This window comes from Rhodococcus sp. RS1C4 (assembly GCF_002258225.1).
Taxonomy (GTDB): Bacteria; Actinomycetota; Actinomycetes; order Mycobacteriales; family Mycobacteriaceae; genus Rhodococcoides; species Rhodococcoides fascians_E.
Window position 1 is genome coordinate 1 of record NZ_NOXZ01000032.1, and the last position, 25,232, is coordinate 25,232.

Consider the following 25,232-nt stretch of genomic DNA (forward strand, 5'->3'; position numbering starts at 1 on the left):
TGCACCCGACAGGGTGTGGGAGAGTAGGACACCGCCGAACACACTTTCACAGCACACCCCCGGGAACCACACGGTCCCCGGGGGTGTTCTGCATACCCGCACAGAAAACACCCCACCGTGCAGGACCCCCTCGGACACCGGTCGAGCACCCACGAAAACACCCCCCGAATGTGCGCCGACACCACCCCCACACGCACAACACGAGGGTGAATCCACGACCGCTCCGCCAACAGAGACAGCGACAACACCCACAGAAAAACACCCCCCGAATGTGCGCTGACACCACCCCCACACGCACAACATGAGGTCACCCCGCCGCTCTCAGGTACACAGCCGCTCACGCACGTGCCACATGGTCACCGACGCTGCTGTCGACGGCACTCCGATTGCCCGCGACCCGATGACGAGCCGGCGCGATGTGCCGTGCAATTTAATTCGGTGGCGCCTGTGAGAGTTGTGCAGCATGATGGTGCACGGAACACGGCGAGTACATGGACCGAAAGGGGTGCGACTTGGTGACAGAACTCAAAAACATTGCCGGGCATCCGTTTACGGTGTCCCGTGCCGCACTCTCGTTCGAGTAGCGACGTCCATTCCGCTATTCGTATTCGCAGGGCATTCGGCGTCTTGGCCTGTCCTGATCATGCTGGGCTGCAAAGCTATTCGAGGAGTTCCCATGTATCTGTACGAGAACGTAATCCGTGAACACGAACTGCGCGTTGCGAAGTCGTTGGAACGGTACCGGAAGAAGAAGGGTGAGGACGGCGAGCATACGGACAACTACCCGTTGTTCGCTACCGCTCGCCGGGCGATCCGGGAGAAGTGAGCAGGTCGCCGAAGTTGTCTGCGTTCGTTTCGATGAATTCGCGGACGAACCAGCAGGACGGCTGAACGAACAGTTCGTGCGAGCGGGTGTCGTTCAACGCGTATTCCGTCAGTACCGCGGCGTACCCTCTGCCGCGGTACTGGGGGAGTGTCACGGTGTGGAAGAAATTGCGGGTGTCTCCGACGTCGAAGTACTCGGATACCGCGGCAACTTCGGTGTCCGAGTACAACACGAATCTGCTTCTTTCGGCGTCGTGCTCGGCCCGTACGTTCATGCGTCGATTGTGCACGGTATCCACGTGAGGCGCCGGACCACTAGGCTGAGGTCAGATTCCCGAGTCGTGCGCGTGCTACCCGTCGTAGGCACCTCTCTTCATCTGCACGGGTAGGCAGAACAGAGGTAGCACCGTGGAAGACGTTTCGGAGCAGGGCATACGCGCATTCATCGAAGCGGTGGTGATGCACGGGGGTCGCGCTGAGCGGCTCACCACGTCGCGTCGCAATCCGGTCCAGGTGTGGGCAGTCGACGGTTCCAGCTGCGTGGTCCGAGTCAGGTCCAAGGTGGAGGGTGACTGGAAGGCGCGTCGGCAGGACGAGTCGCTGGCCACCGATGACACCGGCTCGACGTACTGGGTGTTCGTGGATCTGGGCAAGTCGGATCCGTCTTTTTTTATGGTGTCGTCAGAGGAAATGGCCGCGGACATCAGGGGCGAGGTCGATCTGTGGGTGCAGGATTCTCCGTTGCGCTCTCGTACCGGACACCACGCAATCGCTGTCGGCCGGGTGCAACACGGTCACGACAGGTGGAGTCTTCTGGGGTTGAACGTCGACGCTGACCCGACGCTGGCAGAAGCAGCGCACTCCGCGGCGTCTCATCGCGTCGGCAAGAAGACCCGGCGAACGGATGCAAAGCGTTCCGCGTCGGTCGAAGAGGTTATCGACCTGCGCGTTCGTGTCGTTGCCGACTTCGACGGCTACCGGCTCAGTGCGCGGTACGACCCCGACAGTTCGCGCCTCGAGATCGTGCGTGGACCGATGGAGGGCCGTAGATTCGAAGATCCCACCGAGGCCGCCAGTGCCGTCGCGACACATATCAGCGGCGATGCGCAGGTCTGCGACGGTTGGAAATTCTGGGAGCTCGACACCCCTGAACGCGCGCCGCTCGGGTCGCTTCTGTAGGTCACAAGTGGACCGACCGTTCTGTTGTGAACGGTCATAGCAATCCCAGAAACAGCGGATCGATCAGGTTCTACTCCCTATCGTGGGTGAAGTTCCTGTTTGTTATCGAGACGTTCGACACCCCTCGCACGGCAAGGTCCCCGGCGGATCCGCTGCCCAGCTACGTCGGCGTCTCGGTCCGTTGAGTTCGATGGCGACGACGAGTGGCGTTGTCGACCAGGGAGGCAAAGTTCCGTGGAGCATTCGTTTCGATCCCCATCGCTGCACGCATCGCGTTTCGTCATCCTTGTTGCGCAATTCGTGGACCGACGGATCTCGGCCGACCACTTTTCCGCTCAGTTCCGGGCCCTGGAAAGCAGCGACTCCGGATACCTCGAGCGTGACATCTCCATGATCGTTCGCAAACTGTCCGTCGACGTCGGCGCCTACCGTGGAGATGTCAACTTGCTGGGCGTCGACTTCATCGACAGCGAACAGCTGTGGCGTGCATCAGGAGAGGCCTTCCGGGACCTGCTGACCCTTCAGTCCGAGTTGCTCGGCCGCGAAGCCGGCTGATTCTTCTTGAACGTCTCCCGAAGTCGGACAAGATCTTCGAGGCGGAACCTGCGGTGAGTGCCGCGCATCTCGATCGCGAGGTCGCCCGCGTCGGCCAGTTTTCGGACGTAAGTGTCGGATACACCGAGGATCTCGGCTGCCTGCGACGTCGTCAGTAGCTCGCTCACCGGGCCCACCGTCACCGACGTACCCCCGGCGAGAAGTCGGAGCAGTTCCACGACAGCTCGTCGGCCCGACTCGTCGATGTCGAGTTCCACTCCATCGAGCGAAACAGTGGGTACACGATCACCCGACTCCGCAATGCGGGCGGAAACCAACTGTGCATCAGGGTGCGACAACGCCGATGCAATGTACCGATGATCCATACCTCGAGCCTATCTGCAGGCTCTACTCCCATGCTGGGCATATTCTCTAGTTACCGCTACTAGAAGGAGTGTCCGTGCCGCAGTTGTTGCATCTAGATTCTTCCGCTGATCCTGTTGCGTCCGTGAGTCGAGCGGTGACCGCACATTTTTCGGACACCTGGCATTCGCTCGGTGCCGATCATTCTGTGATCTATCGGGATCTGCATCGCAATCCGCCGCCTCATCTGCCGACGTCCGCGTTGCACTGGGCGCCGCATCTGAGAACTTCGGACGAGATTGCGCCGCCGGAGGCGGAGGCGTTGCAGAAGGAACTGATCGACGAGTTGGTGTCCGCGGATGTGCTTCTCGTCGGTGCGCCGATGTACAACTGGTCCGTTCCGTCGACTCTCAAAGCGTGGATCGATTACATCCACGTTCCGGGCATCACCGTGCCGTTCGACGCGCCGACTCGGCCTCTCGAAGGCAAGCCGGTTGTCGTGGTGTCGTCGCGAGGCAACCAGTACGGCCCGGGAACGCCGGACTTCGGTGCCGATCACACGGTGCCGCAGTTGCAGCAGGTGCTCGGTGTGGCGTTGGGGATGGAGGTCTTCGTCGTGACCGTGGACCTGACGCTCGCCTCCCGGGTTCCGGCGATGGCGGCGTTGACTCCGCAGGCGGAAGCGAGCCTCGCGGACGCACGATCCGCAGTGGCAGCTCTAGCGTCCCGACTGGGTTCGTGACCGACGTGCGCTGACGAGTACGTCGATCAGTTCCGACTCGACGGCAGCGAATTCGGGTGTCGTGACGACCATCGGCTCACGTGGCCTCGGCAGGGGAACGGCGACTTGGCGTCGGACATGGGCCGGTTTGTCGGACAGAACCACCACGCGATCCGAGAGGTACACGGCCTCTCGGATGTCGTGCGTGATCATCAGTACCGTCCAGCGGTAGCGAAGCCAGACGTCCTGCAACCATTCCTGCATGTCTGTTCGGGTCAGCGAGTCCAACGCGCCGAACGGTTCGTCGAGCAGGAGTAGGTCGTGGCCTTGAACGACGGTCCGGAGGAGTGCGGCGCGTTGGCGCATTCCCCCAGACATCTCCGAGGGCCGAGCGTTCTCGTACCCAGCGAGTCCGAAGACGTCGAACAGGTCCCGAGCCCGGGTACGCGCCTCTTTCTTCGGAACGCCCTGCACCTCGAGGCCGAGGGTCGTGTTGTCCAGCACCGACCGCCAGGGGAACAGCAGGTCTTTCTGCGGCATGTAGGCACTGCGGGGTGCTTCGACGACACCCCCGTCCGGCGAGTCGAGGCCGGCCACCATGTTGAAGATGGTGCTCTTGCCGGATCCGCTCGGGCCGATCACCGACACGAATTCACCGGGTTCGACGTCGAAGTCGATGCCGTCCAGGATCGTGCGGTTGCCGTAGGACTTCGTCAGGCCTGCCACGTGCACTCTGCTCATCGCGGCTGTTCCTCTCGTCCCCGTTCGTCGCGAGCCCAGGGTATGAACAGTCTCTCGACGACGTACGTCAGCAAGAAGAGCAGGACGCTGATGACGGCGGTGACGAGGACGGCAGCGAGCACCAGATCGGTACGAAACGAGTTTTTCTGCTGGCTCATGTAGATGCCGAGGCCCGCGCTCGCGCCGGCATATTCCGCGAAGATCGCACCGACGACGGCGTAGGTGATGCCGATTCGGAGCGAGGTGAAGAACCGCGGCATCGCCGACGGTAGACGCACGTATCTGAACTGCTGCCAGCGGCCGGCTCCCATGCTCGACAGGAGCGCTCGGGCGTCGCGATCGGCCGAGGCGAAGCCCTCGATCAGGCCGATTGCCATGGGAAAGAAGGTCGCCAACGCAATGACGAGGATTTTCGGAAGCAAGCCGAACCCGAACCAGATGATCAGCAGGGGCGCGATCGCGATGATCGGCAGTGTCTGCGACACCACGAACAACGGAACGACTGCTCGACGCAGCCAGGGCGAGAAGTCGACGGCGACAGCGAGAATCCAGGCGACGACGCAGGATACGGTGAAGCCGATGACCGTGACCTGCAGTGTCGCTGCAGCATTGGCCGCGATCGCGTCTCGATGCGCCCATCCCTGACTCAGGATTCGCGTGGGTGAGGGAAGTACCTGAGGCCGAATTCCACTGACGGTGACGTAGATCTGCCACACCGCGACGAGGACGACGACGATGGTTGCCGACGGCAGGGCCCAGCGAACGAGAGCCCGCCCGTCCGCTCCGGCAGTCGGCCATCGCCTGACACCGCGTGCGGCCGGAGACGCCTCGGAAGACGCGTCGCCGATCGCCGAGGTAGTCATTCGGCGACGTACTCGTCGGTGAAGTACGTGGACCAGTCGGGCTCGGACGAGAGCGGCGCGCCGTTCTCGTCCACCAGAACCCCGTTGTCGTACAAGAACTTCGAGTACTCGGTCCACTTGTCGAGGTTCTGCGTACCGACCGTGCCGTCGTCGGTGCGCATGTACTTGTCCGCCAACATTCGTTGGCTCTCGAAGACCAACGATTCGTCCGTGAAGGTTCCCGGGTTGGCGTCGATGACGTCCTGGGCGGCGCGATCGGGGTCGTCGGCCGCAAGCTGGTACCCGCGTTGCAGTGCCTGGACGAATTTCCCGGCTTCATCGGAGTTGTCGGCCAGCCAGTTCTCGTTGCCGCTGATGGTGATGGCGTACGCGTCGGGGAACGCGTAGTCGGTGTTCTCGAAGTACTTCATCGGGGTCCCGCTGTGCTCGGCTTCGATGCCTTCCCATGCGAGATAGGAGACGGTGAAGTCCGCGGTACCGGAGTACACGGCTTCGTACGCCGACGTCCCCAGCACCACGGTCTCGTACTCGCCTCTACCACCGTCGTTCTGGATAACCTGTCGTAGGCCTGCCTGCTCACCGGTGTCGCCGAAGCCGGCGTACACCTTGCCGTCCAATGCCTTGGGGCTCGGAATGTCGTCGCGGTCTGCGCGGACACCGATTGCCGTCGCCCAGTGTTGCAGGGGGGCGAGCACCGAAACGATCTGCGCACCGGCGGCTTTCGCGAAGACGGTGGAGCTCTGCGTGCTGATCCCGAACTCCGCGTTACCGGAATCGACGAGGGTGTCCGACGAAGTGTTGTTGTACGGCAACACCTCTACGTCCAGCCCGGCGTCCGCGAAGTAGCCCTCCTGGAGGGCGACGTACAAGCCGGTGTGATTGGTGTTGGGTGTCCAGTCGAGCGCGAATCTGATGGTGTCCGAATCGTTCGTTTGCGCGCACGAGGTCAAGCCCGCCACGGAGATCGCGGCGCACGCAAGGGCGAGGAGACGTTTCATCGTGCCACCGGCCACGGCGTCGGGTGAAGTGCGGTGTCCCAGAACATCAGTTCGTACCGGGTGGCGACGCGAAACGCCTGCGTCATGGCGTGGCGCTGCACGTCCGTCGCCGCAGCAGCCGCGTCGTCGACGAGGGCGCGGGCGCCGTCGACGAGCGTGCGGAACTCGTCGGAATCGTACGTGGACACCCACCGTGCATAGGGGTGTTCGGGGTCGCGCTGCAGGACTTCCCGTGCCGCGAGCGACAAGCGAACTGCCACGTCGGCATAGATCCAGTAGCACGGAAGTACGGCCGCGGCCGCGACTACGTAGGGCTCGGTCGCGGCGGTGGCGACGAGGTACGAGACGTAGCCGAGGCACGCCGGTGAATGTTCGATCTCGGCACCGGGGCTCGGTAGCGCGTCGCTGGACAGCAGCGACGCATGAAGTGACGCTTCGGCGACGGCACCTGCCGCAGACGATGCCCAGAACGCCGCGGTCTGCGTGTCCGGCGCTCTCGACGCCAGGATGGACAGGGCTTTGGCGTATCCGGCCAGGTAGAGCTCGTCCTGGGCGATGTACGTGCGGAACGCGTCCAGCGGAAGCGTGCCGTCACCGAGGAGCTCGAGGAACTCGAGATCGTCGATCGCGGCGCGCAGATCCGCCGTCGCGTCCCACAGGTGATCCGTGTAGCGACCGGAATCGCCGGGTTTTTCCGAGTGCACCGAGTGCACAGGCGTTGTCATCGCCTTGACATCCCTTCGTCAGCATTACCTGCATCAGGTTCGACGGGTGTGATCTCAGCATCCGCATGTACGGACGCACCCCGTGTCAGAACATCGCCGACCCTAGCACTCTCGTCGGCGATCCGTTACTGCATGTCCTCGAGCTCCTTGCCGTTGGTCTCGGGAATCTTCGATTTGACGAAGAAGAACGAGACTGCCGCCATGACGGCGAAGAATCCGTAGATCGCCCACAGGCCGATCGCTTGGGTGAGCGGCGGGAAGGCAAGTGTGACAGCGAAATTGGCCAGCCAGTTCGCGGCGGTTCCGATTCCGAGGGCGACGGCGCGCATACGGTTGGGGAACATCTCGCCGAGAAGAACCCACATGATGGGTCCCCACGTCGCCGCGAAGAAGATCACGAACAGGTTCGCTCCGACCAACGCGACGGCACCCCACGGGCTCGGGAGGGACACGTCGTCGCCACTGCCGATCTGTTGGGAGAACGAGATCGCTGCCATCAGCAGACCGACGAACATGCCGACGGAACCACCCAGGAGCAGTTTGCGTCGGCCGATTCGGTCGACGAACAGAATGGCCACGAAGGTCATCGTGACGTTGATGATCGAGGTGATGACCGACGTCGTGAACGACTGGTCCTCGGTGAAGCCGACGGACTTCCACAGCGTCGTCGAGTAGTAGAAGATCGCGTTGATGCCGACGAACTGTTGCAGGACGGCCATGACGATGCCGACCCACACGATCGGCTGGAGCCCGAACTTAGGGCCGCGGATGTCGGCGAACGAGGCCTTCTCCTCCTTGCGGAGAGTGAGGCGGATTTCGTGGACTCGCTCGTCGGGATGCAGTTCACCGGTGATGTTGGCGAGGATGTCGGCAGCTTCCTGGTCGAGGTGCTTGCCGACGAGGTAGCGAGGTGACTCGGGGATGGTGACTGCGAGCAGGCCGTAGATCAGGGCCGGTACGACGCCGACGAGGAACATCCAGCGCCAGGCTTCCTGACCGAGCCAGAGGTCGTTGGACGCACCGTCCGCGGCGCCCTGCAGCAGGGCGTCGGAGAGAAGGGCGGCGAAAATCCCGAGGGTGATGGCGAGTTGCTGCAGTGACGCCAGACTTCCGCGCCATTTCGCGGGAGCGATCTCGGCGATGTAGGCGGGCGCGATGACGGAGGCGATACCGATACCGAGGCCGCCGAGGATGCGCCACAGGATCAGGTCGGGGACGCTGAAGGCGAGGCCCGATCCCAGCGAGGAGATGGTGAACAGGGCCGAGCCCAGCACCATCACTTTCTTGCGGCCCCATCGATCGGCGAGCGAGCCCGCGAACCAGGCGCCGACGGCGCACCCGATCAGCGCGATGGCGACGACGAAGCCGGTGGTGAACGAGCCAAGTGAGAAACGGCCTTCGATGGCGTCGACGGCCCCGTTGATCACGGAGCTGTCGAAACCGAACAGGAAGCCGCCGACCGCGGCGGCGACGCTGACGCCTATGACTTTGGCGTTGCGTCGAGTCGGCGTGGTGGACATCGGGAAAACTCCTTCCCGGTCGGAGAGCTCAGTGCTCTCGGCCGCGACAGATGATCGTGCGGCGGTCTCGCCGTACGGCTGTCAGCTTATGCCCGGTCGTTCGCACTGCGAAACACACCGGTCACTTCAACTCGAACGCCGTGTCGGACACGGTGAAACCATGCCCTACCTGGTCGGTGCAGGAGACCCCGGCGAGCTCGTCGACCCTGCACGTGATGCCGTTCGACGTACCCGACCCGGGTATCGAGAGCGTTTCACTGTAGGGGAGCGGAGTGGCGATGGCGTCGAACCGATGGAACCGAGGGTCACCGGAGCTCAGGAATCGCGCCGCGGTGCCGGCCGTCAGCTCGATCGTGTTGGGAGCCACTCGAGAATCCGGAGCGCCGCTGCCCTCGACCCGGGGAGCAGTGGGCGGGAACTCGCCGTGACAGCCGGCGACCGACGCATCGGTGATGAACACGGCGCATTCGAATTTCCCGGTAGGGGAGGTGAAGTAGTAGAAACCGCTGAGCCCCTCGTAACGAGCGGGGTCGGCGACTGCGGGCGTGGTGGTCGAGTTCGTCGTCGGCAGAGTGGTCGACCGCAGAGTGGTCGTCTGCGCGGGAGTTGTCGTGGCCGGGGGTGTGGTCGTCCGGATCACCGACGGCGGATCGGTGTCCACCGTCGCGAGCGGCGCCGTTGCGTTCCCCGACGACTGCGTGCTGCACCCGGACAGGAGGACGGCGGCAAGCCCGCACGCTGCACCAGCGTAGATCCGAACCCGCGTCATACGGCTCAGCATAAAGAACGTCGCGGACATGAACGACGATCCGCGCCGACGGGGAGTTGGTACGTTGGCGAACGCCGGTAGATCGTAGGAGGGGCCATGAGCGAGACGACATGCCAGGTGCGCACGCCCGACGGTGATGTGATCGGCCATCAGGACGGGTCGGTCCACGCGTGGAAGGGCATTCCCTACGCGGCGCCGACGGACGGTGAACATCGATTTCGATCCCCTCGCCCCGTCGAACCGTGGACACAGCCGCGGGACTGCAGGCACTTCGGGTCCGTCGCTCCGCAGGGCCTGGACAACCCGGTACCCATCGATCCCGACATCCCCATGTCGGAGGACTGCCTGTCGCTCAACGTGTGGGCGCCGGAGCCGGACGGAACCCCGCGACCGGTCATGGTGTGGATTCACGGCGGCGCCTACTCGCTCGGGTCCTCGTCTCAGGCGGTGTACGACGGTCGGCGTCTCGCGGAAGTCGGCGACCTGGTGATCGTGACGATCAATTATCGGATCGGCGCGTTCGGATTCCTCGACCTGTCCTCGTTCTCCACCGACGACACGGTGTTCGAATCGAATCTTGGTTTGCGGGACATGATCGCGGCGCTCGAGTGGGTGCGCCGATCGATCGACGCGTTCGGCGGTGACCCGTCGAACGTGACGCTGTTCGGTGAATCGTCGGGTGGCGCGTCGGTGACGACGCTGATGACGTCGCCGAAGGCCGCGGGGTTGTTCCACCGCGCGATAGTGCAGAGCGCACCCGCGACGTCGGTGTACGGTCCCGACCGCGCTGCGCAGGTGGCGGGACGATTCCTCGAACTCGTCGACGTCACGCCGGATCGAATCCACGAGCTGAAGACCATCGAGTTCATGCGGCTCGTGGAGGCGGGCGACACGCTCTGTTACGAGATCCCGACGAAGGTGCCCGGCACACTCGGGCTCGCGCCGGTCGTCGACGGCGACATCGTGCCTCGGTATCCGGTCGCGGCGTTCCAGAAAGGGTTCGCCCACCGAATTCCGTTGATCATCGGAACCAACAACGACGAGGCGTCGATCTTCCGGTTGATGAAGTCGCCGCTGATGCCGGTCACCTCGGACACCGTGTCCGAGATGTTCCGGGCGATCGCGAACGACCACGCGGAACTGCCTGCTTTCCGCGTCGCCGAGATCATGTCGGCGTACCCGGAACGATCGAAGACCTCCGGGGCGCTCGCGATGTCGACCGACGCGGGGTTCAAGATGCCCAGCCTCTGGATCGCCGACGCGCACAGCAGGCATTCGCCGGTCTGGATGTACCGGTTCGACCACGCGACGCCGATGCTGAAAGCCGCGCGGATCGGAGCCGGTCACGCAACGGAACTGCCCTACGTCTTCGGCAACTTCGGCACCCTGAACCGCGATCCGACGTTCTGGCTCGGTGGCCGCAAAGCTGCGACGGCCGTCTCGGCCCGTGTGATGAAGCGGTGGACGGCGTTCGCGCGTCACGGAGTTCCCGCAACGCTGGACGGCGCGAAACACTGGCCGCTGTACACCGAGCCGGCTCGTGCCACATTGGTGATCGACGGCCAGGACAACGTCGTCGACGACCCGGACGGGGAGACCAGGGTGGCGTGGGGTGACCGGGTACTCGGCTTCAGCTGACACACGTCGACCGAGCACGCTCGCGCCGCGGAAGGATTGAGTGTCCGACCTTCCGGTTACGTTCGGTACGTGCTGTTCACTCGAATCATCGACACCTCCTCGGCCGTCGGTGCCACGCGCTCCCGCAAGGCGAAGACCGAGGCTCTACGCCTGCTGCTCGCCGACCTGCAGTCCGCGGACGTGGGGGTCGTCGTGTCCTGGCTGTCCGGGGAGCTGCCGCAGGGCCGCATCGGGGTCGGGTGGCGCACTCTGGCAGACATCGACGTCCCGGCCGCTCCGGACGGTGTGCTGACGGTGAGCGAGGTCGACGACGCCATCACCGCCGTCGCGTCGACGTCGGGACCTGGCTCGGCCGCGCGGCGGCGTGAACTGCTGGTCGACCTCTGGGCGTCGGCGACCGGGGCGGAACGGAAGTTTCTCGTCGGCCTGATGACGGGTGAACTTCGCCAGGGTGCGCTCGAAGGAGTGATGACCGATGCGATCGCCAAGGCCGCCGGGTTGGATCCGGCGCCGGTGCGCCGGGCGTTCATGTTGTCCGGGCGTCTCGACGCGACCGCAGTTGCTGCGTTGAACGGTGGGGAGGAGGCACTGGCAGGCTTCGGTCTTCAGGTCGGAAGGCCGGTTCGTCCCATGCTCGCCTCGCCGGCGGAGACGCTGGCGTCCGCCTGGGCGGACATGGAGGGAGATGTGAGCGTCGAGTACAAGCTCGACGGTGCACGGATCCAGGTGCACAAGCTCGGAGACGACGTGCACATCTACACCAGGACGTTGCGCGAGATCACCGACGGCGTACCGGAATTGGTGGAGCTGATTCGCACACTTCCCTGTGAGTCCGTGGTGTTGGACGGTGAAACCCTTGCGCTGACCGACGGTGGGAGACCCCGGCCGTTCCAGGAGACGATGAGTCGGTTCGGCGCGCAGAGCGCACACGAATTGCTCTTGCAGCCGTACTTCTTCGACTGTATCCACCTCGACGGAGTTGACCTGTTGGACGAACCGCTCGAACGACGACTCGACGCCCTCGAGCGCGTGGCTCCGCAACATCGGATCCCGTCCTTGGTGCGACCCGACGCGGATTCGGCCGCCGCTCACTTCGATGCGGCGTTGGACGCCGGTCACGAAGGGGTGATGATCAAGTCGCTGTCCTCGATCTACGCGGCCGGACGACGGGGAAAGGATTGGCAGAAGGTCAAACCCGAGCACACTCTCGACCTCGTCGTGTTGGCTGCGGAATGGGGCTACGGGCGACGCACCGGGTGGTTGTCCAACCTGCATCTGGGAGCGCGTGACCCGGACGGCGGTGACCCGATCATGGTCGGTAAGACGTTCAAAGGTCTCACCGATGCGTTGTTGCAGTGGCAGACCGAGGAATTTCTCGAGCACGAGCGATCGCGCGACGAGCACACCGTCTACCTGAACTCCGAACTGGTCGTGGAGATCGAGCTCGACGGCGCGCAGACCAGTAGCCGCTATCCGGGTGGTGTGGCACTGAGATTCGCACGCGTGCTGCGGTATCGGCCGGACAAGACCCCGGCGGATGCGGACACCATCGACGCCGTGCGGGCCCTGTTGATGCCGTCGACCTGAGTCGTTACCCGGCCGAAACGTCCTCACTTCATGTTGTAACACCATTGACCGCACGTGTACCTCGTGGATCACTTATGTTGAACAGGCCCATCGAGAACGAGGGACGGAAGTGGTCAGCCATGACGACAGTTCGAGCGGCTCTGGTCCAGACCAACTGGACCGGCGACAAGCAGACGATGATCGAGGCGCACGAGGGATACGCGCGCAGTGCGGCCGAACAAGGGGCGAAGGTCGTCTGCTTCCAGGAGTTGTTCTACGGCCCGTATTTCTGCCAGGTGCAGGACTCGAAGTTCTACGACTACGCCGAGTCGGTTCCGGGACCCACCGTCGACAGGTTCGCGGCACTGGCGAAGGAATTGGGCATCGTCATGATCCTGCCGGTCTACGAGCAGGAACAACCGGGCATGCTCTACAACACCGCGGCCGTGGTCGACGCTGATGGTACCTACCTGGGGAAATACCGCAAACACCACATCCCGCACGTGAACGGTTTCTGGGAGAAGTTCTACTTTCGGCCCGGCAACCTGGGCTGGCCGGTGTTCGACACCGCAGTAGGTCGCATCGGCGTCTACATCTGCTACGACCGGCACTTTCCGGAAGGGTGGCGTGCGTTGGGTCTCGCCGGAGCCGAGATCGTGTTCAATCCGTCGGCCACCTCGCGCGGGTTGTCCAACTACCTCTGGAAACTCGAGCAGCCGGCGTCGGCGGTGGCCAACGAGTACTACATCGGAGCCATCAACCGCGTCGGCATCGAGGAGTACGGCGACGACGACTTCTACGGCACCAGCTACTTCGTCGACCCCGAAGGCAAGTTCGTCGGTGACGTCGCCTCGGACAGCGAGCCCGAGTTGATCGTGCGTGACCTGGAGATGGATCTCATCAAGACGGTCCGTGACCGGTGGGCGTTCTATCGGGACCGCAGACCCGACGCCTACGCGCCGCTGGTGGAGCCATGACCGCCGGCCGGAGGTGCTGAGATGGGGACGACGTTCGTTCACGGAGGCACAGTCGTCTCGCCGACGGGTGCCCAACCGCTCGATGTGCTGATCGACGGTGGCACCATCGTCGCTGTGCTGCAACCAGGTTCGACGGTGCTCGCTGCCGACCTGACCCAGACGGCGGACACGGTGATCGACGCGACCGGGAAATACGTGCTCCCCGGTGGAGTCGACGGGCACACGCACATGGAGATGCCGTTCGGGGGCACGTTCGCGTCGGACACGTTCGAGACCGGCACCCGGGCCGCAGCGTGGGGCGGCACCACCACCATCGTCGATTTCGCCATCCAGACTCCAGGGCAACGAGTTCAGGACACGCTGGCGCAGTGGCACGAGAAAGCTGCCGGGCGCTGTGCGATCGACTACGGGTTTCACCAGATCATCGGCGACGTGGACAGTGATTCGCTGAAAGCGATGAGCGAGTTGGTGTCCGAAGGTGTCACCAGCTTCAAACTGTTCATGGCGTATCCGGACGTGTTCTACTCCGACGACGGAAAAATACTGCGCGCCATGCAGACCGCAGCGGAGACCGGTGCGCTGCTGATGATGCACGCCGAGAACGGGATCGCCATCGACGTGCTCGTCGCACAGTCGGTGGCGCGCGGCGACACCGCACCGTACTTTCACGGCACCTCGCGACCGTGGCAGTTGGAGGAAGAAGCAACCCACCGTGCCATCATGCTGGCGAACGTCACCGGAGCCCCGCTGTACGTCGTACACGTCTCCGCGAAGCAGGCACTGGAACAGATCGCGGTCGCACGAGGCAACGGGCAGAACGTGTTTGCCGAGACCTGCCCGCAGTATCTGTACCTCTCGCTCGAAGAGCAGCTCGGCGCGCCGGGATTCGACGGCGCCAAATGGGTGTGCTCGACGCCGTTGAGATCCCGCGCCGAAGGCCACCAGGACGAATTGTGGCGCTACCTACGAACGGGGGACGTCGCCACCGTCAGCACCGACCACTGCCCGTTCTGCATGAAGGACCAGAAGGAAATGGGCATCGGTGACTTCTCCAAGATTCCCAACGGAATCGGATCCGTCGAGCACCGCATGGACCTGATGTTCCAGGGGGTGAAGAACGGCAGGATCACCCTGGAGAAGTGGGTGGACGTCTGCTGCACCACGCCCGCGCGCATGTTCGGCATGTACCCGAGGAAGGGCATCGTCTCGCCCGGTGCGGACGGTGACCTCGTGATCTACGACCCGAACGGCCACACCAGCATCGGACTCGGAAAGGCGCACCACATGAACATGGACTATTCCGCCTACGAGGGCTTCGAGATCGACGGACACGTCGACACGGTGATCTCCCGCGGCAGGGTGATCGTCGACGGCGGCGAATATCGTGGTTCGGCCGGAGACGGGCGGTTCGTGAAGCGCGAGCTGTCGCAGAATCTCGTGTGACCGATGGACATCGGAGTCGTGTTGCAGTGCACTCCGCCTGCATCACGCGTCGTGGACCTCGCCAGACGCGCGGAGACGCATGGTTTCTCGCATGTCTGGACGTTCGATTCCCACCTGCTGTGGCAGGAGCCGTACGTCATTCACAGCCAGATCCTGTCGGAAACCAGGAGGGTTGTCGTCGGGCCGATGGTGACCAATCCCGCCACCCGTGACTGGACGGTGACGGCGTCGACGTTCGCCACGCTCAACGACATGTTCGGCAACCGTACGGTCTGCGGAATCGGTCGAGGTGACTCGGCGGTTCGCACCCTCGGCGGAAAGCCGACGACGCTCGCCCAGTTGCGCGAGTCCATTCATGTCATCCGCGAGCTCGCCAACGGCCGGTCGGTGTCGCTCGGTGACACCGTCGTCCGATTCCCGTGGGCGACGAGATCGACACTCGAGGTGTGGGTTGCCGCGTACGGACCCAAGGCGCTCGACCTCACCGGGGAAGTCGCCGACGGGTACATTCTGCAGCTCGCCGACCCGGACATCGCGTCGTGGACGATCGGACGAGTCCGGGCCGCCGCGGACGCCGCCGGGCGGGATCCGTCGTCGATCAAGTTCTGTGTGGCAGCACCCGCCTACGTCACCGACGGCAGCGCGAGCGCACTCGCGCATGCGCGTGATCAGTGCCGATGGTTCGGGGGAATGGTGGGCAACCACGTCGCGGACATCGTGGCTAGATACGGAAACGACGGTGGGGGTGTACCTGCTGCGTTGACCGACTACATCGCTGCACGCACCGGGTACGACTACAACGAGCACGGTAAGTCTGGGAATTCGCACGCCGAGTTCGTGCCCGACGACGTGATCGACCGGTTCTGCATCCTGGGCAGCCCCGCCGAGCACGTCACGAAGCTGAAGGCGCTCGAAGCGCTGGGTGTCGACCAGTTCTCGGTGTACCTCCAGCACGATGCCAAATCGGCGACACTGGAGTCCTACGGTGAGCACGTCATCCCGGATCTGGCAGGGGCGACGACTGCATCCGTCGGATCGGAGGAAGGCGGCAAGTAGATGGACCACGTGTTCTACTCCTGGGCGGCGCAGGCCGAGTTGAACCCGATCACCGTCGACGGCGGCGAAGGGTCCTGGTTCTGGGACGACAAGGGGAATCGATACCTCGACTTCTCGTCGCAACTCGTCAACGTCAACCTGGGTCATCAGCACCCGGATCTCGTGGCGGCGATCGTCGACCAAGCCCGTGTGCTGACGACGATCTCCCCGACGGTCGCCAACTCCACCCGAAGCAAGCTCGCGGCTCTCGTCGCGGAGCGAGCACCGGGCGATCTGAACCGAGTCTTCTTCACCACCGGAGGAGCAGAAGCCGTCGAGCACGCCGTGCGCCTGGCCCGCCAGCACACCGGCCGGACGAAGATGTTGGCCGCGTACCGCTCGTACCACGGCGGAACCGGTGTGGCCATCGGCTTGACGGGTGAACCGAGGCGGTGGGGCACCGAACCGACCAACGTCGACGTCGTCCGGTTCTTCGGTCCGTACCCCTATCGGTCACCCTGGGGCACAACGACTCCCGAGGACGAGACCGCAGCGGCGCTGTCCCATCTGCAACAGGTCGTCGAGCTCGAGGGCCCGGGGAACATCGCGGGCCTCATTCTCGAATCCGTCGTCGGTACCAACGGTGTCCTGGTGCCACCGCCGGGTTACCTGGCGGGGGTGCGCGAACTGTGCGACCGGTACGGCATCGTCTACATCGCGGACGAGGTCATGGTCGGATTCGGCCGGGTCGGGGAATGGTTCGCCTGCCAGGCCTGGGACGTCGAGCCCGACCTGATCACCTTCGCGAAAGGAATCAATTCCGGCTACGTCCCGCTGGGCGGCGTCGTCATTTCCGAAGCCATCGCGTCGAAATTCGATCACAAGCCCTATCCGGGCGGGTTGACGTACTCGGGGCATCCGCTGGCCTGTGCGGTCGGTGTGGCATCCATCGAAGTGTTCGAACGCGACGGAATTCTGCCCTACGTCCGAAGCGTCGGCGCCGACGTGCTCGGCGCCGGACTGGCCAAGCTCGCCGAGTCCCATCCCAGCGTCGGGGAGGTGAGAGGTCGGGGGTTCTTCTGGGCTGTGGAACTGGTCAAGGATCGGCAGACGCGTGACCCGTTGGTGCCGTTCGCGGCGACGGGCAAGGATGCCGAACCCATGGGGAAGGTGACCGCGGCGGCGAAAGCGCGCGGCCTGTGGCCGTTCATGGCGGGCAACAGAATTCAGATCGCGCCACCGTTGACGACGACCGAGGACGAACTCCGACAGGGCCTGGAGATTCTCGACGATGTCCTGACCGTCTCCGACGAGTGCGCCGCCGCCCTCGACTAGAGAACGGCTCCGGGATTGAGGATGCCGTCGGGGTCGAGTGCGGACTTGATTCGCTGAGTCAGCTTCATGACGTCCTCGCCCACCTGATCCGGTAGCCAGGCCTTCTTGAGCCTGCCGACTCCGTGTTCACCGGTGATCGTGCCGCCCAGCGAGATCGCGAGATCCATGATGGCGCCGAACGCGATGTTCGCGCGTCGCTCCATGTCCGCGTCGGCTGGGTCGAACACGATCAGAGGGTGGGTGTTTCCGTCGCCTGCGTGTGCGATGACCGCGACCAGTACTTCGTACTTCTCCGCGATCCTCTCGATGCCCTCGACCAGGTCGGGGAGCGCCGGCAATGGAACCCCGACGTCCTCGAGCAGGAGGCTACCCATCCGTTCCACCGCAGGGATCGCGAATCGCCGTGCTGCAGCGAAGGCTTCACCCTCGTCGGGATCGTCGGTGGTGAACACGTCGGATGCCCCTGCTTCGGTGCACGCCGAGGCCATGATGTCGATTTCCCGTCCGCGATCTGCGCCGGGGGAGTCCGAGCGGGCGATGAGCATCGCGGCCGCACCCCGATCCAGTCCCATCTTCATCGCGTCCTCGACCGCTCCGATCGACGCACGGTCCATGAACTCGAGCATCGACGGACGGAGATTCCGGGTGATCGCGAGAATCGCCGTCGTCGCGTCGCGCACCGAGGAGAACGATGCGACGACGGTGCTCGCGGGCGGCTGTGCGGGCACCAGTCGAACGGTGATCTCCGTGATGATCCCGAGGGTGCCTTCGCTGCCGACGAACAGCTTGGTCAGAGAGAGTCCCGCAACATCTTTCAGCCGAGGGCCACCGAGACGCACAGCTGTGCCGTCGGCGAGGACCACTTCGAGGCCGAGCACGTAGTCGGTGGTCACGCCGTACTTCACGCAGCACAGACCGCCCGCGTTGGTGGCTGCGTTGCCGCCGATGGAACACATCTCGAACGACGACGGGTCGGGCGGATACCACAGGCCGTGCTCGGCGGCGGCTTTCTTGACCTCGACATTGAGCAGACCGGGCTGGGTCACGGCTACACGCGTCACGGGATCGACATGGATGTCCCGCATCGATTCGGTCGTGAGAACGATTCCGCCGTCGACGGCGGTTGCACCGCCGGACAATCCGGAACCGGCGCCCCGGGGAACCACCGCGACGCGATGCGCGGTGGCCCACTTCATGACCGCCTGCACGTCGGCGGTGCAGGTTGCTCGCACGACGGCCAGCGGTGATCCGGCATCGGGGTCCTTCGCCCAATCTCGTCGATATCCCTCGGTGATGTCGGGATCGACGATGACGGATCCCTCGGGGAGTGCGCGGCGCAGTTCGGTCAGGTCGGTCATCACCCCAGACTAGGAGTGGAGCCCGCGGCATGAACCGGAGTTGATTGAAACCGCGAGAATTAGGTCGGCTACGTATTGCGTTGCAGTGTCAGCTCCGCGAGTCTGGTTGCTCCGGCGCACGGATCGACTGTTCCGGATCGGTACTGAACCCACCAGGTGATGGTGCCGGAGTACGAGGCGGTGATGCCGCAGGACGCGGGGTCGCCCGGCCGCCGGGACAGAAAGGCGCTCGCGCCGCCCACCGTGACCGGCTCCACCGAGTACTCGAGTTTCTCGGACAGCTCGCGCTCGCGGCCCAGCGAATTGTCCTCGTACCAGGCGAACGTGACGTCGATCAGCCCCGACGGGCCGGATCCGGACCACATGCAGACCGCACCGAAGAAGTACTGGCTCACGGTGTCCGCTTGGACCGACTCGGCGATCTTGTCGTCCGGCACGGCGACGCATTCCTGCAGTAGTTTGTCGAATTCTGTGTCGACGTCACCCGCGCCTTGCGCGACGGGGGTTCCGGAGACGGTCGTGCTGCAGCCGCCGACGAGTAGGGACAGTGCCGCTGCGGCCGCGGCCAGGGAAGTTCGACGTCTCATGGCAGTGCCTATCTCGCATTCTCGACGGTCGCGCGCACGAGGTCCTCGACCACGTCGCAACTGTCGCGAGGTGGTGCGGCGTAGACGTAGTTGAGCGACCAGTGCAGGAAGCCGTCGCCGGACTCGACGCCTGCCTCGCACGACGCGTCGCTTCCTCGGTCGGTGAACCCCGGGTGCCCGTCGGCATCGATGACGCCGATCTCGCGTCCCATCTGGCCGGCGACGGTGCGTTCGCGGTCTATCGGGCTTCCTCGATACCAGGTGAACATCGCGTATGCGCCGGTGTCGACGGCGTCCCAGCGGCAGCGAACAGCGTTCTTCGACGACGAGGCGAGCCCGCGGACCCCGGTGATGGACGTCAGTTCTTCGTCGGTCAGCGAACCGCATTCTCCGACGAACAGTTCTTCGGTCTGCGCGGAGTCCGGCTCTGTCGTGGGCGAGGCGCCGCCGTCGGTGTCGTCGGAGCCGGAGCATCCGGCGGCAAGTGTCACTGCCGCTACCGCGCCGATGATGGTTGCCCGCTTCCACACGGTTGTGGAGCCTACCGAGTCGAGTGCTGGATGTCGTTGCGCACGGCCGACGTGAGTCACACCAGTAACTTCAGTCACTTCCGTTACCGGATCGATGCGCGCACGCAACGCAATGTTGTAGCTGCGAGGTCTAGCGTCCTGCGAAGGCGGGTCGTCAGGTCCGTCCAGGGCCGGGAGTGGCACACACGGTCGGCCCCTGTGTCAGCGAGGAGGCCCGAAAATGATGGAGCCGAAACAGAAGTCGTGGAACCACGTCGCTGCGATGTTCTCGTACGAATTCCAGGACGGCGGAGTCGACTACGACACCATCGAGGCGATCCACCGCGGAGACGTCCAGGAGTGGGTCACCGCACTCGCGCAGTCCGGATTGTTCGAGCGTGCCACCGTCGCCGACGCCGAACAGACGTGGAAGCGACGGCCCAAGATGCTGCTGGACATGCTGCTGATCGACGCCGACGAAGTGACGCGTCGCCGGTGCGAAATGGCGTGGATCTCGCTGGACCGGCTGGCCCCGATCGCACAGTTCGGTTAGAGACGCTCGAAGTGATCGCCGTCGACCACGACGACCTGCTCGTCGGTCAGCGTCAGGTACGGGACGTTCTCGCACTCGAACACTGACACCATGTCCTGCGCGGCGCCGTTCTCGTCGAGAATCGACCCGAAATGCGGGACGAACGAGTGGTCGGTCAGACCGAGGCCGGTCCACGATGCTGTTCGACCGGCGGCCGCCTCGACTTCTGCCGGATCGTCGGCTGCCTCCACGCCTCGAAGCGACGGTGAGGCGATGCACGCGCCCGCGCTGTACCCAGCGAACACGAGGGAACCGTCCCGCACTCGCGAGGTGATCTCGCCGTCGGCGCCCGCGATCTCGAGCCGAGCTTGCAGCACGAACGTGTTACCCCCGCGGATCCAGACCGTGTCGACGGCGTCGAGTTCTCGGCGGAGCGCGTCGCGGTCGGTTCGGAATCGACGGAGGTCGAGTTCCTCGGCGACGTAACCGAGTTCGCTCAGGCTCCGCAGTTCGCTGACGACGGCAGACTGCCGCGCCGAGGCGGGCCACGCATCCGCGGCATTCGCGATTACGGCGACGCGACCCGGACCGGACGTCAGGGCGAGAAATTCGTCGACGTGCGCGCCGAACCGGTACGACGCCAGAAACAGCTTCACCTGGACTCTTCCTCGTCCAAACGCGTCAAACCCGTCCTGATCGCCGACGCCGTCGCCTCGGGATTCTTCAGCCGTCGCGTCACGAATCCCGTCACGAACCGCAGTGTGTCACCGGTCCATCGCGGTACGACGTGAAGGTGCGTGTGGAACACGGTCTGGAAGGCGGCTTTGCCGTCGTTGAGGACGAGGTTGGCGCCGTCCGAACGAAGATCCGACCGCCTGATCGCGCGAGACAGTCGTTGTCCGGCGGCGAACACTGCGCCGCCGAGGCGCGGATCCAATGTGTCGAGGTCTTGCGAGTGTCTCTTCGGAATCACCAGGAGATGGCCGCGAGTGATCGGTCTGATGTCGAGAAACGCCACGACGTCGTCGTCGTCGTACACGGGGACCGAGGGGGCATCGCCGTCGATGATGGCGCAGAACACGCAGTTGTTCACGCCGCAACTGTAGGTGGGCGCCGACGTGCCCACTGTGATGTCCGTCACCGCAAATGGAAGGGTTGCACGTCGGGGCGCGTCGGATTCGATTCAGAACAAACCACAGTTGTGGTCTGGGTTACCTGAGGTCTGCCTCATTTGGCTATCATCAGGGACCTTGTGCCTTGACGCTGGGCTTTGCCTGTTTGCCGCGCGGTTACCCCCGTTCGCCGTACCACGGGCGCCATTCAACATACGAAAGTCGGAGAATTGGAAACATCGCAGAGCACAGAGAGCAGGACGACACGTGTCGGTGTCGTGCGTGAGTCCGCGGACGGCGAGCGCCGAGTGGCCTTGGTGCCCAAGGTCGTCGCGTCGCTGATCGGTAAGGGCGTCGAGGTCGTCGTCGAGTCCGGTGCGGGTTCGGGAGCGTTGATTCCGGACGAGCTGTATGCCGCGGCCGGAGCAACGATCGGGGACCCGTGGTCCGCCGACGTAGTGGTGAAGGTGGCCCCGCCGACGGATGCCGAGATCTCGAAGTTGTCGTCGGGTTCGACGTTGATCGGATTCCTGGCGCCGCGTAACGCCGACAACAAGATCGACGCACTCGCCGCCGCCGGGGTGCAGGCGTTCGCGGTCGAGGCGATCCCGCGTATCTCCCGCGCACAGGTGATGGACGCACTGTCCTCGCAGGCCAATGTGGCCGGGTACAAGGCCGTTCTGTTGGCCGCGTCGGAATCGACTCGCTTCTTCCCGATGCTCACCACCGCCGCAGGCACGGTCAAGCCGGCGACCGTGCTGGTCCTCGGCGTAGGTGTCGCGGGTCTGCAGGCGTTGGCGACAGCGAAGCGTCTCGGCGGCCGGCCAACCGGTTACGACGTGCGCCCGGAGGTGGCCGATCAGGTTCGTTCCGTCGGTGCGCAGTGGCTCGATCTGGGGATCGACGCTGCCGGTGAGGGCGGATACGCACGTGAGCTGACCGAGGACGAGCGTGCCCAGCAGCAGCAGGCACTCGAAGAAGCGATCAAGGGTTTCGACGTCGTCATCACCACCGCGTTGGTGCCGGGTCGTCCGGCTCCGCGTCTGGTGACGGCCGCCGCTGTCGAGGGCATGAAGCCCGGCAGTGTCGTCGTCGACCTCGCCGGTGAGACCGGCGGCAACTGCGAGCTGACCGAGCCCGGCCAGACCGTCGTCAAGCACGACGTCACCATCGCCTCGCCGCTGAACTTGCCGGCCACCATGCCCGAGCACGCCAGCGAGCTGTACTCGAAGAACGTTTCCGCACTGCTGGAACTGCTTCTCGACGAGAACGGCGCACTCACGCCGGACTTCTCCGACGAGGTCGTCGCGCAGTCCTGTGTCACCAGAAAGGCTGACGCCTGATGTACACCGCTCTTCTCGCGAACATCGCGATTCTCGTGTTGGCGGGCTTCGTCGGATTCGCCGTCATCTCCAAGGTTCCCAACACGCTGCACACACCGTTGATGTCCGGCACCAACGCCATTCACGGCATCGTCGTGCTCGGCGCGCTCATCGTGCTCGGCCGTCTGCCCGAGGATGCGTCGTGGGGTGTGCGGATCATCGCGTTCGTCGCGCTGATCTTCGGCACGCTCAACGTCGTCGGCGGCTTCCTGGTCACCGACCGCATGCTCAGCATGTTCAAGTCCAAGAAGGCACCCGTTGCTTCTGATCCTGCGGCGTCGTCTGATTCTGGCCAGAAGGGTGCCGATTCCTGATGAACAATGTCGTCAACATTCTCTACATCGTTGCGTTCGCGATGTTCATCTACGGTCTGATGGGCCTGACGGGCCCGAAGACCGCCGTCCGCGGCAACTGGATCGCCGCTGTCGGTATGGGTATCGCCGTCGTCGCGACCCTGATCGAGGTGCGCGACGCCGCCGCGATCAACTGGATTCTCATCGCCGCCGGTCTCGCGATCGGTGTTCTGCTCGGCGTTCCGCCGGCCAAGCGCACCAAGATGACGGCCATGCCGCAGCTGGTGGCGCTGTTCAACGGCGTCGGCGGCGGCACCGTCGCGCTCATCGCGTGGGCGGAGTTCATCGAGACCGACGGGTTCTCGGCGTTCCAGCACGGTGAAGAGCCGACGGTGCACATCGTTGTCGGATCGCTGTTCGCCGCAGTCATCGGTTCGGTGTCGTTCTGGGGTTCGCTCGTGGCGTTCCTCAAGCTGCAGGAACTGCTGAACAAGAACGTCGAGAAGGCGTTCGTGAAGAATGCGCGCATCTTCCAGCTCACCAACATCGTGCTGCTCGTCCTCGCCGTGGCGGTCGCGATCTACATCGGTGTCAAGTCGACTCCGGGTGAGGGCACCTCGGTGTGGTTCATCGTGCTGGTGCTCGTCGCAGCCGGGCTGATGGGTCTGTTCGTGGTGTTCCCGATCGGCGGCGCGGACATGCCCGTCGTGATCTCGCTGCTCAACGCGCTCACCGGACTGTCGGCAGCGGCTGCCGGTCTTGCGTTGAACAACACGGCCATGATCGTGGCAGGCATGATCGTCGGCGCATCCGGTTCGATCCTGACCAACCTGATGGCAACGGCGATGAACCGGTCCATTCCGGCGATCGTGTTCGGGTCGTTCGGTGGCGGTGGCAGCGATGCCGGACCGGGCGCGGACGCATCGGGTGGCACGGTCAAGTCGACATCGGCCGCGGATGCAGCGATCCAGATGGCGTACGCATCGCAGGTCATCGTCGTGCCCGGGTACGGCCTCGCTGTCGCGCAGGCTCAGCATGCCGTCAAGGACATGGCGTCGATCCTCGAGAGCAAGGGCGTCGAGGTCAAGTACGCGATCCACCCCGTTGCCGGCCGTATGCCGGGGCACATGAACGTGCTGCTCGCCGAGGCCGACGTCGAGTACGACGCGATGAAGGAAATGGACGACATCAACGGCGAGTTCAATCGCACCGACGTCACCATCGTCATCGGCGCCAACGACGTCACCAACCCGGCGGCGCGCAACGACCCGTCGAGCCCGATCCACGGTATGCCGATCCTCAACGTCGACGAGTCGCGGTCGGTGATCGTGCTCAAGCGATCGATGAGCTCGGGTTACGCCGGTATCGACAACCCGCTGTTCACCGCCGATCGCACCTCGATGTTGTTCGGCGACGCGAAGAAGTCCGTCAACTCGGTGATCGAGGAGCTCAAAGCTCTGTAGTTCGTTCTTCGGTGCGAGTGCCCGGTGGCCTGACACGGTCACCGGGCTATCGGCGTTCTAGCGCAGTCTTCGCAGTGCGAGAGCAGCGGTGTCGAACGGATTCTGGGCCTCACGCTCGGCAGCGACGGGCGAGTACAACATGACTGCGGACGACCCAGCCCACCACGCGGTCACGATAGCCACAGTCGTCACGATGCCCACGACTGTCGCCGAACCGCCGATGACGGCCGCCGCGGACACCGTCGCCACTGCAACCGCGCCGAGTCCCCACACCATCGGCAGGAACCGCGCACTCGCGACGAGTGTCGCCGCGCACACCAACGATGCACACGCCGTCACGTACCCGTTCGGCAGCGCCGACGCCGGCACCCAGCCGTCGGCCCACGACCGCACCGCTGCCGTCGTCAGAGACGCTCCGAGTACGAGGGCGATGACGGCACCGATCCCGTACGGCAGCTTACGAATCAGCGACACCACCGTCAGACCTGCCACCGCGACCAGAACAGGGGTGACTCCGAACGCTTCGAGCAGTGCGTTCGCGGGTCCGTCCAAGCTGGGAACCAGCGCCCGCGAATACGGATACGTCACGCCCGCGAGCGGAAGCACCACAAGTACCACGGCCAGTACTCCCAGCAGCCCGGCGACTGCGACGAGCCGTGCCATCAATCGCCTGCTTCGAGCCAGTGCGTCGTGGTCGATCTCGATGCCCTCGAGCTGCACCAATTCCATGCTGTCGGTGTCGGCACTCACTGCCTACAACACCC

The 25,232-nt window shown here is 64.4% G+C and carries 27 protein-coding genes, 1 pseudogene and 1 riboswitch; of the genes and pseudogenes, 14 read left to right on the plus strand and 14 right to left on the minus strand.

All coding sequences use genetic code 11. The features are described 5' to 3' along the window. Nucleotides 1-676 precede the first annotated feature (676 nt). Nucleotides 677-826: a hypothetical protein gene (locus CH289_RS28335; protein ID WP_019667149.1), complete on the plus strand. Its 150-nt coding sequence runs from the start codon at nucleotides 677-679 to the stop codon at nucleotides 824-826. Here CH289_RS28335 and CH289_RS16515 read toward each other — a convergent pair. Continuing rightward, nucleotides 795-1,100 carry a GNAT family N-acetyltransferase gene (locus CH289_RS16515; protein WP_020113110.1) on the minus strand — a complete coding sequence of 102 codons (306 nt, stop codon included), beginning with the start codon at nucleotides 1,098-1,100 and terminating at the stop codon, nucleotides 795-797. The genes CH289_RS28335 and CH289_RS16515 overlap by 32 nt on opposite strands. A 133-nt stretch (nucleotides 1,101-1,233) precedes the next feature. Here CH289_RS16515 and CH289_RS16520 point away from each other — a divergent pair, with 133 nt between their 5' ends. Together CH289_RS16520 and CH289_RS16525 are read left to right on the plus strand one after the other, a co-directional pair. After that, nucleotides 1,234-2,004 carry a hypothetical protein gene (locus tag CH289_RS16520; RefSeq protein ID WP_026348138.1) on the plus strand — a complete coding sequence of 257 codons (771 nt, stop codon included), beginning with the start codon at nucleotides 1,234-1,236 and terminating at the stop codon, nucleotides 2,002-2,004. 234 nt (nucleotides 2,005-2,238) lie between these two features. Then, nucleotides 2,239-2,559: a hypothetical protein gene (locus tag CH289_RS16525; protein ID WP_019667153.1), complete on the plus strand. Its 321-nt coding sequence runs from the start codon at nucleotides 2,239-2,241 to the stop codon at nucleotides 2,557-2,559. Here CH289_RS16525 and CH289_RS16530 read toward each other — a convergent pair. Beyond that, nucleotides 2,526-2,924: a helix-turn-helix domain-containing protein gene (locus CH289_RS16530; RefSeq protein WP_019667154.1), complete on the minus strand. Its 399-nt coding sequence runs from the start codon at nucleotides 2,922-2,924 to the stop codon at nucleotides 2,526-2,528. The genes CH289_RS16525 and CH289_RS16530 overlap by 34 nt on opposite strands. A gap of 74 nt (nucleotides 2,925-2,998) precedes the next feature. Between CH289_RS16530 and CH289_RS16535 the strand changes: the two genes are divergently transcribed. Continuing rightward, nucleotides 2,999-3,643: an FMN-dependent NADH-azoreductase gene (locus CH289_RS16535; RefSeq protein WP_027499055.1), complete on the plus strand. Its 645-nt coding sequence runs from the start codon at nucleotides 2,999-3,001 to the stop codon at nucleotides 3,641-3,643. On the opposite strand, the gene CH289_RS16540 is transcribed toward CH289_RS16535, so the two are convergent. The 6 genes and pseudogenes from CH289_RS16540 to CH289_RS16565 form a co-directional block, all read right to left on the minus strand. Further along, a complete protein-coding gene (locus CH289_RS16540) occupies nucleotides 3,620-4,363 on the minus strand; it encodes an ABC transporter ATP-binding protein (RefSeq protein WP_094728188.1) in 744 nt (247 codons plus the stop codon). The genes CH289_RS16535 and CH289_RS16540 overlap by 24 nt on opposite strands. Continuing rightward, nucleotides 4,360-5,226 carry an ABC transporter permease gene (locus CH289_RS16545; RefSeq protein WP_020113113.1) on the minus strand — a complete coding sequence of 289 codons (867 nt, stop codon included), beginning with the start codon at nucleotides 5,224-5,226 and terminating at the stop codon, nucleotides 4,360-4,362. The genes CH289_RS16540 and CH289_RS16545 overlap by 4 nt, the downstream gene beginning before the upstream one ends. Beyond that, nucleotides 5,223-6,224, minus strand: a complete 1,002-nt coding sequence (locus CH289_RS16550; RefSeq protein ID WP_256977266.1) for an ABC transporter substrate-binding protein — start codon at nucleotides 6,222-6,224, stop codon at nucleotides 5,223-5,225. The genes CH289_RS16545 and CH289_RS16550 overlap by 4 nt, the downstream gene beginning before the upstream one ends. Continuing rightward, nucleotides 6,221-6,949, minus strand: a complete 729-nt coding sequence (locus tag CH289_RS16555) for a TenA family protein (RefSeq protein WP_170949259.1) — start codon at nucleotides 6,947-6,949, stop codon at nucleotides 6,221-6,223. Before CH289_RS16555 ends, CH289_RS16550 begins: the two co-directional genes overlap by 4 nt. After that, nucleotides 6,943-7,042, minus strand: a riboswitch (TPP riboswitch). (Overlaps the previous gene by 7 nt.) Before the next feature lie 32 nt (nucleotides 7,043-7,074). Continuing rightward, nucleotides 7,075-8,517, minus strand: a pseudogene (locus tag CH289_RS16560) (sugar porter family MFS transporter); the annotation flags it as partial. Between the two features lie 73 nt (nucleotides 8,518-8,590). Continuing rightward, nucleotides 8,591-9,238 (minus strand): hypothetical protein, encoded by a 648-nt coding sequence (locus CH289_RS16565; protein ID WP_256977267.1) that lies wholly within the window; start codon nucleotides 9,236-9,238, stop codon nucleotides 8,591-8,593. A 96-nt stretch (nucleotides 9,239-9,334) separates the two neighbouring features. Here CH289_RS16565 and CH289_RS16570 point away from each other — a divergent pair, with 96 nt between their 5' ends. The 6 genes from CH289_RS16570 to CH289_RS16595 all read left to right on the plus strand — a co-directional run bounded on the left by CH289_RS16570 (nucleotide 9,335) and on the right by CH289_RS16595 (nucleotide 17,232). Further along, nucleotides 9,335-10,876: a carboxylesterase/lipase family protein gene (locus tag CH289_RS16570; RefSeq protein WP_037140415.1), complete on the plus strand. Its 1,542-nt coding sequence runs from the start codon at nucleotides 9,335-9,337 to the stop codon at nucleotides 10,874-10,876. A gap of 69 nt (nucleotides 10,877-10,945) precedes the next feature. Next, the gene (locus tag CH289_RS16575) at nucleotides 10,946-12,463 is read left to right on the plus strand and encodes an ATP-dependent DNA ligase (protein ID WP_033190339.1); all 1,518 of its coding nucleotides are present in this window, start codon (nucleotides 10,946-10,948) and stop codon (nucleotides 12,461-12,463) included. Nucleotides 12,464-12,582: 119 nt separating this feature from the next. Continuing rightward, complete coding sequence (locus CH289_RS16580; RefSeq protein WP_037140411.1) at nucleotides 12,583-13,419, plus strand: nitrilase-related carbon-nitrogen hydrolase; 837 nt, start codon at nucleotides 12,583-12,585, stop codon at nucleotides 13,417-13,419. A 21-nt stretch (nucleotides 13,420-13,440) separates the two neighbouring features. After that, the gene (hydA, locus tag CH289_RS16585; protein ID WP_094725104.1) at nucleotides 13,441-14,862 is read left to right on the plus strand and encodes a dihydropyrimidinase; all 1,422 of its coding nucleotides are present in this window, start codon (nucleotides 13,441-13,443) and stop codon (nucleotides 14,860-14,862) included. Nucleotides 14,863-14,865: 3 nt separating this feature from the next. After that, nucleotides 14,866-15,918, plus strand: coding sequence for a TIGR03842 family LLM class F420-dependent oxidoreductase (locus CH289_RS16590; RefSeq protein ID WP_019667166.1), 1,053 nt, complete (start codon nucleotides 14,866-14,868; stop codon nucleotides 15,916-15,918). Next, nucleotides 15,919-17,232: an aspartate aminotransferase family protein gene (locus tag CH289_RS16595; protein WP_020113119.1), complete on the plus strand. Its 1,314-nt coding sequence runs from the start codon at nucleotides 15,919-15,921 to the stop codon at nucleotides 17,230-17,232. Here the strand turns inward: CH289_RS16595 and CH289_RS16600 are convergent. From CH289_RS16600 to CH289_RS16610, 3 genes are all read right to left on the minus strand, one after another. Continuing rightward, complete coding sequence (locus tag CH289_RS16600; RefSeq protein ID WP_020113120.1) at nucleotides 17,229-18,590, minus strand: FAD-binding oxidoreductase; 1,362 nt, start codon at nucleotides 18,588-18,590, stop codon at nucleotides 17,229-17,231. The two genes, CH289_RS16595 and CH289_RS16600, sit on opposite strands and share 4 nt — an antisense overlap. 68 nt (nucleotides 18,591-18,658) lie before the next feature. Further along, nucleotides 18,659-19,177 carry a DUF3558 domain-containing protein gene (locus CH289_RS16605; protein WP_019667169.1) on the minus strand — a complete coding sequence of 173 codons (519 nt, stop codon included), beginning with the start codon at nucleotides 19,175-19,177 and terminating at the stop codon, nucleotides 18,659-18,661. Between the two features lie 8 nt (nucleotides 19,178-19,185). Continuing rightward, the gene (locus CH289_RS16610) at nucleotides 19,186-19,707 is read right to left on the minus strand and encodes a DUF3558 domain-containing protein (protein WP_256977268.1); all 522 of its coding nucleotides are present in this window, start codon (nucleotides 19,705-19,707) and stop codon (nucleotides 19,186-19,188) included. A gap of 220 nt (nucleotides 19,708-19,927) precedes the next feature. Here CH289_RS16610 and CH289_RS16615 point away from each other — a divergent pair, with 220 nt between their 5' ends. Beyond that, nucleotides 19,928-20,239: a hypothetical protein gene (locus CH289_RS16615; RefSeq protein WP_020113123.1), complete on the plus strand. Its 312-nt coding sequence runs from the start codon at nucleotides 19,928-19,930 to the stop codon at nucleotides 20,237-20,239. Here CH289_RS16615 and CH289_RS16620 read toward each other — a convergent pair. Continuing rightward, the gene (locus CH289_RS16620) at nucleotides 20,236-20,874 is read right to left on the minus strand and encodes a Type 1 glutamine amidotransferase-like domain-containing protein (RefSeq protein ID WP_094728192.1); all 639 of its coding nucleotides are present in this window, start codon (nucleotides 20,872-20,874) and stop codon (nucleotides 20,236-20,238) included. The genes CH289_RS16615 and CH289_RS16620 overlap by 4 nt on opposite strands. After that, on the minus strand, nucleotides 20,871-21,311 hold the full coding sequence (locus CH289_RS16625) for an HIT family protein (RefSeq protein WP_179276821.1): 441 nt from the start codon (nucleotides 21,309-21,311) through the stop codon (nucleotides 20,871-20,873). Before CH289_RS16625 ends, CH289_RS16620 begins: the two co-directional genes overlap by 4 nt. A gap of 249 nt (nucleotides 21,312-21,560) precedes the next feature. Here CH289_RS16625 and CH289_RS16630 point away from each other — a divergent pair, with 249 nt between their 5' ends. From CH289_RS16630 to CH289_RS16640, 3 genes are read left to right on the plus strand one after another with little or no spacing between them, the layout of a single operon-like run. Continuing rightward, nucleotides 21,561-22,673 carry a Re/Si-specific NAD(P)(+) transhydrogenase subunit alpha gene (locus tag CH289_RS16630; protein WP_019667174.1) on the plus strand — a complete coding sequence of 371 codons (1,113 nt, stop codon included), beginning with the start codon at nucleotides 21,561-21,563 and terminating at the stop codon, nucleotides 22,671-22,673. Further along, entirely contained in the window at nucleotides 22,673-23,026 is a 354-nt protein-coding gene (locus CH289_RS16635) for an NAD(P) transhydrogenase subunit alpha part 2 (protein WP_019667175.1), read from the plus strand. Before CH289_RS16630 ends, CH289_RS16635 begins: the two co-directional genes overlap by 1 nt. Further along, nucleotides 23,026-24,468: an NAD(P)(+) transhydrogenase (Re/Si-specific) subunit beta gene (locus CH289_RS16640; RefSeq protein WP_019667176.1), complete on the plus strand. Its 1,443-nt coding sequence runs from the start codon at nucleotides 23,026-23,028 to the stop codon at nucleotides 24,466-24,468. Before CH289_RS16635 ends, CH289_RS16640 begins: the two co-directional genes overlap by 1 nt. Before the next feature lie 57 nt (nucleotides 24,469-24,525). On the opposite strand, the gene CH289_RS16645 is transcribed toward CH289_RS16640, so the two are convergent. Then, nucleotides 24,526-25,218: a hypothetical protein gene (locus tag CH289_RS16645; protein ID WP_019667177.1), complete on the minus strand. Its 693-nt coding sequence runs from the start codon at nucleotides 25,216-25,218 to the stop codon at nucleotides 24,526-24,528. Nucleotides 25,219-25,232 lie beyond the last annotated feature (14 nt).

Coding starts and splice junctions, on each gene's coding strand:
- CH289_RS28335 (WP_019667149.1), top strand. CDS start 677: ATGTATCTGTACGAGAACGTAATCCGTGAACACGAACTGCGCGTTGCG.
- CH289_RS16515 (WP_020113110.1), bottom strand. CDS start 1,100: ATGAACGTACGGGCCGAGCACGACGCCGAAAGAAGCAGATTCGTGTTG.
- CH289_RS16530 (WP_019667154.1), bottom strand. CDS start 2,924: ATGGATCATCGGTACATTGCATCGGCGTTGTCGCACCCTGATGCACAG.
- CH289_RS16540 (WP_094728188.1), bottom strand. CDS start 4,363: ATGAGCAGAGTGCACGTGGCAGGCCTGACGAAGTCCTACGGCAACCGC.
- CH289_RS16545 (WP_020113113.1), bottom strand. CDS start 5,226: ATGACTACCTCGGCGATCGGCGACGCGTCTTCCGAGGCGTCTCCGGCC.
- CH289_RS16550 (WP_256977266.1), bottom strand. CDS start 6,224: ATGAAACGTCTCCTCGCCCTTGCGTGCGCCGCGATCTCCGTGGCGGGC.
- CH289_RS16555 (WP_170949259.1), bottom strand. CDS start 6,949: ATGACAACGCCTGTGCACTCGGTGCACTCGGAAAAACCCGGCGATTCC.
- CH289_RS16565 (WP_256977267.1), bottom strand. CDS start 9,238: ATGACGCGGGTTCGGATCTACGCTGGTGCAGCGTGCGGGCTTGCCGCC.
- CH289_RS16570 (WP_037140415.1), top strand. CDS start 9,335: ATGAGCGAGACGACATGCCAGGTGCGCACGCCCGACGGTGATGTGATC.
- CH289_RS16580 (WP_037140411.1), top strand. CDS start 12,583: ATGACGACAGTTCGAGCGGCTCTGGTCCAGACCAACTGGACCGGCGAC.
- hydA (WP_094725104.1), top strand. CDS start 13,441: ATGGGGACGACGTTCGTTCACGGAGGCACAGTCGTCTCGCCGACGGGT.
- CH289_RS16590 (WP_019667166.1), top strand. CDS start 14,866: ATGGACATCGGAGTCGTGTTGCAGTGCACTCCGCCTGCATCACGCGTC.
- CH289_RS16595 (WP_020113119.1), top strand. CDS start 15,919: ATGGACCACGTGTTCTACTCCTGGGCGGCGCAGGCCGAGTTGAACCCG.
- CH289_RS16600 (WP_020113120.1), bottom strand. CDS start 18,590: ATGACCGACCTGACCGAACTGCGCCGCGCACTCCCCGAGGGATCCGTC.
- CH289_RS16605 (WP_019667169.1), bottom strand. CDS start 19,177: ATGAGACGTCGAACTTCCCTGGCCGCGGCCGCAGCGGCACTGTCCCTA.
- CH289_RS16615 (WP_020113123.1), top strand. CDS start 19,928: ATGATGGAGCCGAAACAGAAGTCGTGGAACCACGTCGCTGCGATGTTC.
- CH289_RS16635 (WP_019667175.1), top strand. CDS start 22,673: ATGTACACCGCTCTTCTCGCGAACATCGCGATTCTCGTGTTGGCGGGC.
- CH289_RS16640 (WP_019667176.1), top strand. CDS start 23,026: ATGAACAATGTCGTCAACATTCTCTACATCGTTGCGTTCGCGATGTTC.